This window comes from Mesorhizobium sp. P3_A9 (assembly GCF_056402975.1).
This window is the reverse complement of the sequence record NZ_JBFUGJ010000311.1, coordinates 1-6,943: the sequence shown is the minus strand read 5'-3', so window position 1 is coordinate 6,943 and position 6,943 is coordinate 1. Positions and strand designations below refer to the sequence as shown.

7 protein-coding genes and 1 pseudogene are annotated in these 6,943 nt (G+C 62.6%); 4 read left to right on the top strand and 4 right to left on the bottom strand.

Annotated elements, in window-relative coordinates; all coding sequences use genetic code 11:
- Nucleotides 1-54: 54 nt before the first annotated feature.
- Both AC1DX0_RS28170 and gmhB read left to right on the top strand, forming a co-directional pair.
- Nucleotides 55-627 (top strand): D-sedoheptulose-7-phosphate isomerase, encoded by a 573-nt coding sequence (locus tag AC1DX0_RS28170; protein WP_477223521.1) that lies wholly within the window; start codon nt 55-57, stop codon nt 625-627.
- Entirely contained in the window at nt 620-1,273 is a 654-nt protein-coding gene (gmhB, locus tag AC1DX0_RS28165; RefSeq protein WP_477223520.1) for a D-glycero-beta-D-manno-heptose 1,7-bisphosphate 7-phosphatase, read from the top strand. Before AC1DX0_RS28170 ends, gmhB begins: the two co-directional genes overlap by 8 nt.
- A 15-nt stretch (nt 1,274-1,288) precedes the next feature.
- On the opposite strand, the gene AC1DX0_RS28160 is transcribed toward gmhB, so the two are convergent.
- Both AC1DX0_RS28160 and AC1DX0_RS28155 read right to left on the bottom strand, forming a co-directional pair.
- Nucleotides 1,289-2,083 (bottom strand): glycosyltransferase family 2 protein, encoded by a 795-nt coding sequence (locus AC1DX0_RS28160; protein WP_477223519.1) that lies wholly within the window; start codon nt 2,081-2,083, stop codon nt 1,289-1,291.
- A 212-nt stretch (nt 2,084-2,295) separates the two neighbouring features.
- Nucleotides 2,296-2,775 carry an Lrp/AsnC family transcriptional regulator gene (locus AC1DX0_RS28155; protein ID WP_477223518.1) on the bottom strand — a complete coding sequence of 160 codons (480 nt, stop codon included), beginning with the start codon at nt 2,773-2,775 and terminating at the stop codon, nt 2,296-2,298.
- 253 nt (nt 2,776-3,028) lie between these two features.
- Between AC1DX0_RS28155 and trxB the strand changes: the two genes are divergently transcribed.
- Entirely contained in the window at nt 3,029-4,003 is a 975-nt protein-coding gene (trxB, locus tag AC1DX0_RS28150) for a thioredoxin-disulfide reductase (protein WP_477357670.1), read from the top strand.
- Nucleotides 4,004-4,094: 91 nt separating this feature from the next.
- Entirely contained in the window at nt 4,095-4,991 is an 897-nt protein-coding gene (locus AC1DX0_RS28145) for a LysR family transcriptional regulator (protein WP_172225574.1), read from the top strand.
- A gap of 160 nt (nt 4,992-5,151) precedes the next feature.
- Here the strand turns inward: AC1DX0_RS28145 and AC1DX0_RS28140 are convergent, their stop codons facing one another.
- Nucleotides 5,152-5,649, bottom strand: a complete 498-nt coding sequence (locus AC1DX0_RS28140; protein ID WP_477357668.1) for a methyltransferase family protein — start codon at nt 5,647-5,649, stop codon at nt 5,152-5,154.
- A gap of 726 nt (nt 5,650-6,375) precedes the next feature.
- Nucleotides 6,376-6,943, bottom strand: a pseudogene (locus AC1DX0_RS28135) (elongation factor G); the annotation flags it as partial.

Genomic DNA, 6,943 nt, shown 5'->3' with positions numbered 1-6,943 from the left:
GCACTACCGGCACCATTGGCAAATTGCGCGCCGGCTCTACAAGCTGAGGGTTTCATGTCTGAACTGAACGACTATCTGGTCCGCTCGGCGGCCGCGATCACGGCGATGGTCGATCGTGACCTGACCGGCGAGATGGAGCGGGCGGTGAGTGCCGTGGTGACGGCGCTTTCGTCGGGCAAGGCGTTGCTGATCGCCGGCAATGGCGGCTCGGCCAGCGATGCCATCCACATYGCCGGCGAACTGGTCGGCCGCTTCCTGAAGGAGCGCAAGGCCTACAATGTCATCGCGCTGCCAGCCAATGCCGCGGTGCTGACCGCCTGGGGCAACGACTACGGCTTCGACACGGTGTTTTCGCGGCAGGTCGAGGCGCATGGGTCGGCTGCCGGCGTGCTGCTGGCGATCTCGACCAGCGGCAATTCGCCGAGTATTCTTGCCGCCGCCGAACAGGCTCGGATGATGGACATGACGGTGATCGGCCTGACCGGCGACACCGGCGGCAAGCTGAAGCCCTTGTGCGATATCCTGCTCAACGTGCCCTCGACCTCGACGCCGATCATCCAGCAGGGGCATCTCTGCCTCTACCATCACCTCTGCGAAGTGGTCGAAGCGCGCCTCAGCAATGGCTGACATGGTGGTGACGCCACATCCGCTGACCGAGCCAGGCCTGTGGGTCGAGCGGATCGGCGACCGGCTTTTCCCGCAACACCTGCCGGCGCTGTTCCTGGACCGCGACGGCACAATCAATGTCGATACCGACTATCCCAGCGATCCGGCCGAGATCGTGCTGCGCGACAATATCGTGCCGGTGATCGCAGCGGCTAACCGGGCCGGGATTCCGGTCGTCGTGGTCACCAACCAGTCCGGCATCGCGCGCGGCTATTTCGACTGGAGCGTCTTTGCGGCGGTAAACGGTCGCGTGCTCGACCTGTTGGGCGATCAGGGTGTGTTCGTCGACATGGTGCTCGCCTGCGCCTATCACGAGGCGGGTGTGGGGCCGCTCGCTGTATCAGATCATCCGATGCGCAAGCCCAATCCTGGCATGCTGTTCGAGGCGGGCAAACGCCTTGACCTCAATCTCCAGCGCTCCCTGATCGTCGGCGACAAGCTCGCCGACATGCAGGCGGGCCGGCGCGCTGGGCTGGCACAGGGCTGGCTGGTGGACGGTGAGGAGGCGGTTCAACCCGGCTTCGCCATCAAATCCCTGCGCGACAGCCGCGACCTCGATGGCTTGCTCACAGCTATTGAAGCGCTCGGCCGGGACAGAAGGTCCTGATCCAGGCCTGACGGCTCACACGGGATCGTTGCGTTCCGAGGCTTCGTAGAGCTTGGCCTCGGTGGCGAAGGAATAGATCATCACCGACATCGAGTAGACGAAGCCATGCCGGCCGCACAGGAAGTAGCGCTTGGCCAGATAGAATTTCAGGAAGTTGCCGAATGGCGACAGCACCAGCCGCACCAGGCCGGGCTTCTTGCCCTTCTCGACCAGCGTGACGGCCTTGAGGCCGGAATAGGCGTTGGCGCGGGCAAGATCCTCCTCGACCGATATTTCGCGGCGATGCAGCAGGACGCCCTCTTCGATCGTGCCGGTCTCGCCCGGCACGTGGAAGGCTTCGTGCACCCGCGCGGTGAGATCCATGGTGGCGCCCTGCCTACGGAAAAGCCGCATCAGCCTATTGTGCAGCACCCAGCGGTGCGCATAGCCGTAGCCCTTCAGCCAATCGCGGCGGCGGATGTACCATCCGCTGATCTTGTCGTCGGCGGCCTGCGTGATGGCGACGATCGACTGCCGCAGTTGGTCGTCGACACGCTCGTCCGGGTCGATCGAAAGACACCAGGGCTGGGTGGCATGGTCGAGCGTGAATTGCCGCTGACGCGGAAACCCCTGCCAGTCATTGTGCATGAGGGTTATCGGGTAGCCCTTGGCGATATAGGTTTGCACGCATTCGATGGTGCCGTCCGTCGAGCCGGAATCGACGACGATGATCTCGGCGCAGAAGTCGATGCTTTCTAGGCACGGGCCGATCATATCGGCCTCGTTCACGCAGATGATAAGCGCCGAGACCGGGCTTGCAAATCGAGTCATGGTCCCCTTCCCATGGCGGGCCGTCCCCGGAACAAACGCTGCTAGTTTTCAAGCAATTCCTGGTGGAAAACCGTTACACACTTTTTCAGGAATTGCTTAAGAAACCAAGCAGGCGACGAAGTCCGACAGAGCCGTCCAGCCTTGTACATCAGCGTCTGTCGAATACCAACGCGGCGCCGGTGTGGCGAAGGTCAGGAATTCGCAGTGAGACTTTAGGGTCGCTCGAAGGAGACCAGGCCTTCATCCTTGACCCGTCGGATGGTGAGCGCGGTGCGCACCGTGTCGACATTCGGTGTCGAGGTCAGCTCCTCGATGACGAAGGTCTGGAAGGCTCCGAGGTCGCTTGCCACGCAGTGCAGCAGGAAATCGGATTCGCCCGAAACCATCCAGGCATCGCGCACGATCGGCCAGCCGCGCGTGCGTTCGGCGAAGGTGCGCAACTCGGCATCGGCCTGGTGATGCAGCCCGACCAGGCAGAAGGCGACGACATCGAGGCCGAGCGCCGGCGCATTGAGCAGCGCGCGGTAGCCGCGGATGATGCCGGCTTCCTCCAGCCGCTTGACCCGGCGCAGGCAGGGCGGCGCCGAAATGCCGACGCGGTTCGACAATTCGACGTTGGTCATGCGCCCGTCGCCCTGCAACTCGCGCAGGATCTTCCAGTCGATGGCGTCGAGGTCGGCTTTCAGGGGCATGGCGGTCTCAGCTCGGCGCAAGATTCTTTCGCGATTTTGTAATTAAACGACTTTTGTGTTGGCGCCAGCCCTCATCAACGCGATTTTTGAACGGTAACGAAAGCGGTGATCGCGCGAATAACCGCTTGGGCCGAAGCTTTCCGGGGACGACGGCCCGTTCGTCTTGCTGGCGTGGTTGGCAACCCTTACATTAAGCGCGAATTCCACGTCTTTTCCCAAGGCACACTCCTTGTCTGCCCCGCTGAGGCTTTAAATGACCACCAAGCACGCGCCTGTTCTTATCATCGGTTCCGGCCCSGCCGGCTATACGGCGGCGGTCTATGCCGCACGCGCCATGCTCAAGCCGATGCTGGTCGCCGGCCTGCAGCAGGGCGGCCAGCTCATGATCACCACCGATGTCGAAAACTATCCCGGCTTCGCCGACCCGATCCAGGGACCGTGGCTGATGGAACAGATGCTCAAGCAGGCCGAGCATGTCGGCACCGATATCATCAACGACATCATCACCGAGGTCGATCTCAAYGTGCGGCCGTTCCGCGCCAAGGGCGATTCCGGCACCACCTACACCGCCGACGCGCTGATCATCGCCACCGGTGCGCAGGCCAAGTGGCTGGGCATTCCGACCGAGCAGGACTTCATGGGCTTTGGCGTCTCGGCCTGCGCMACCTGCGACGGCTTCTTCTATCGCGGCAAGGATGTMGCGGTGRTCGGCGGCGGCAATTCGGCGGTSGARGAGGCGCTCTATCTGTCGAACCTCGCCAAGAGCGTGACGGTCATCCACCGGCGCAGCGACTTCCGCGCCGAACGCATCCTGCGCGAGCGGCTGTTGAAGAAGGACAATGTCCGCGTCATCTGGGACACGATCGTCGACGAGATCACCGGTCGTCCCGGCAAGGCGCCGTTGCCGCCTTCGGTCGAAGGGCTGAAGCTCAAGCACGCGGTGACCGGTGCCGAGACGCATCTCAAGGTCGATGGCGTGTTCGTGGCGATCGGCCATGCACCGGCGGTCGAGCTGTTCGCCGGCAAGCTGAAGCAGAAGCCGAATGGTTACCTGTGGACCGCGCCGGATTCGACGCGCACCGACGTGCCCGGCGTCTTCGCCGCAGGCGACGTGACCGACGACATCTACCGCCAGGCGGTGACGRCGGCGGGGCTCGGCTGCATGGCCGCACTGGAAGCGGAAAAGTATCTGGCCGGTATCGAGGTGCATCGCGAAGCAGCGGAATAGGGGCCGCTGTAAACTGTTAAAAAAACGGCTTAGAAACGCCGTGTAAAAGCCTGATTTTTCATTCAGACGCCAAGGCAGAACGAGGGGAATTATGGCGTTGGACTGGGACAAGCTACGCGTGTTTCACGCTGCGGCGGAAGCGGGGTCGTTTACGCACGCGGCCGAGACATTGCATCTGTCGCAATCGGCGATATCGCGGCAGGTCAGCGCGCTCGAGCATGACGTCGGCGTGCCGCTGTTCAACCGCCATGCGCGCGGCCTGGTGCTGACCGAGCARGGCGARATGCTGTTTCGCACGGCGCATGACGTGCTGATGAAGCTCGAGACSATCAAGTCGCGSCTGACCGAGACCAAGGATCGCCCCTCCGGCGTGCTTCGCGTGACGACGACGGTCGGCCTCGGCGCCGGCTGGCTGACTGAACGGGTGCAGGAGTTCATCGAGCTCTATCCGGAGATCAGCCTGCAGCTGATCCTCGCCAATGAGGAGCTCGACCTCACCATGCGCCAGGCCGACTGCGCCATCCGGCTGCGCCAGCCGCAGCAGCCGGACCTGATCCAGCGCCGCTTGTTCACCGTGCATTTCCACCTCTATGCCGCCCCGTCCTATGTCGCCAAGCACGGCAAGCCGGCCTCGGTCTCGGAGTTGAGAAACCATCGCATCGTCACCTTCGGCCTGCCGGTGCCGTCGCATCTGTCGGAGTTGAACTGGCTGGAGACGGTCGGCGATTTCGAAGGCGGCCAGCGCGTGCCGTCGCTGCAGATCAACGACATATTGTCGATCAAGCGGGCCGTGCAGGGCGGCGCCGGCATCGCCATGCTGCCCGACTATGTGATCTCGAAGGATTCCGGCCTGGTGCAGCTTTTGCCGGAAACCGAGGTGCCGTCCTTCGACACCTATTTCGCTTATCCCGACGCGATGAAGAACCAGGCCAAGCTGCACGTGTTTCGCGACTTCATCATTGCGAAAGCCAGAAGCTGGTCATTTTAAGGGCATGCCCATATTCAGGTGAGGCCGGCCTGCGAATAGCGGCCTCCTGCGCTTCCGATGCTCACGTACGAAAAGTACGCTCCGCTCCGGTTCTCGGAAGCCACCATTCTCGACTCGGCCTGACCTGAATCTCAACACGCCCTGGGCGGTGCTGTTTGGTTCACTCCCGCCAAGGCGTCAGGCGCGGCAGCCAGCCGGGGACGTTGCGGCGGTAGGTTTCGTATTCAGCGCCGTAGCGGTTGGCGAGCGTCGGCTCCTCGTAGAGCCTGACGAACGAGCCCATGACCCCAGCGCCGATGACGGCATAGGCGACAAGCGTCCAACTGGAAAACAGCAGCGCCTGGCCGATGATGATCGACAGCACGGCGACATACATCGGATTGCGGACGTGGCGGTAGATGCCGCCGATSACCAGCYTCTCGGTSGGCGCGACGGGSGCCGGCGTGCCCAACCCCTCGAGCGCGAAACGGGCGAAGGCATGCAGCAGCACGGCGGCCGCTGCGACGATGAGGACGCCGCCGGCAAGGACGAAGCCCGGCACGGCGGACCAGGGCAAGCCCCAACGATCGCTGAGCAGCCAGGGGACAAGTCCGGCAACCACGCCCGGTGCTGCAATCAGGAAAATAGCGCTGCCGGCAATCGCCGAAAACGTCCGCATTGGCTGCTTCCTCCTCATTGCCTTAGAAATGAACGCCTGCTGCCTGCTTCCGCATCATTGCCCGGTTTTGGCATTTCGAAGCGAAAAACCGGTCGCAATCGCGATTCTGTAGTGACAATGACCCTGCCGCGCGCCCGATTTCGGCGATTTTTGCTGGTCCTATTGGCTCTCGGAATGGGTTAGACCACAGCCTGCATCTTTTTGCATGCGTGTGTTGCAAAATAGATGCTTGTTTCTTGGGCATGAAGAGCAGATATATAGATCATCTCCTGGGCGCGTTCTCCTCCCATTAGCGCCCTCGAGTGTTCCCCTCTGGAGGTTAGCCTTAACAGGCACTTCCAATCAAACTCAGCCGGATCTTCGTTGATCCGGCTTTTTTGTTGCCCGGACCCTGCCGGCGCGGCTGAGAATTTCACGAGAATTGCCGCGTAACAGTGTCATGTAACCTCTGGTAACATGACAACGATGCCTTCCGCTGCTATGTAGAGCATAGGACGCGGTGTGGTGCGGACGGGAGATGGGGGCATCACTCGTACGGCCCGGGCTCAGGCGGCTACCGCGTCCGAACCTTTTTCCGCCGAAAGCGCGGCGACTGTACATGCGGCGGACCTGCCGTCTCCCCTCCCAAGAAAACGGTCCGCAAACAAAACGACGTCCGGCTCCCCGGGCGTCGTTTTTCGTTTTTGCCCCCTCGAACTTTCGAGGGGCGTTGTGTCGGGATCAAGATTACGCGGCCTTGCCGTTGGCGTTCATCGCTTCGTCGGCGAGACGGCCGGTAAGTTCGGCCATATGGTCGAAAGCGGCGCGATAGCTGGCGACACCCGCGGTCGCCGAGCGCAGTTCGATGATCAGGTCGCCGATCTCGGCCTGCGGCATGGTCGCCTCGACGACATCCCAGCCCGGCCAGTCGGCCCGCGCATCATAGCCGAGGATCTGGCCACGCCGCTGCGGGATCAACGCGATGATCTTCGAGGTCGCGTCGGATGGCGTGACGATCTCGACCTTCATCACCGGCTCCAGCAGCACCGGCGAGCAGGYGGCCATGCCTTCCTTCATCGCCAGCTTCGCCGCCATCTGGAAGGCCATGTCGGAGGAATCGACCGCATGGTAGGAGCCGTCCGACAGGTTGACGGCGACGTCGACGACCGGGAAACCGAGCGGGCCCGTCTTCAGGTAATCGCGCACGCCGGTCTCGACCGACTGGATGTAGGTTTTCGGCACGACGCCACCGGTGATGGTGTCGGTGAACTGGAAGCCGGAGCCGCGCGGCAGCGGCTTGATCTCGATCACCACA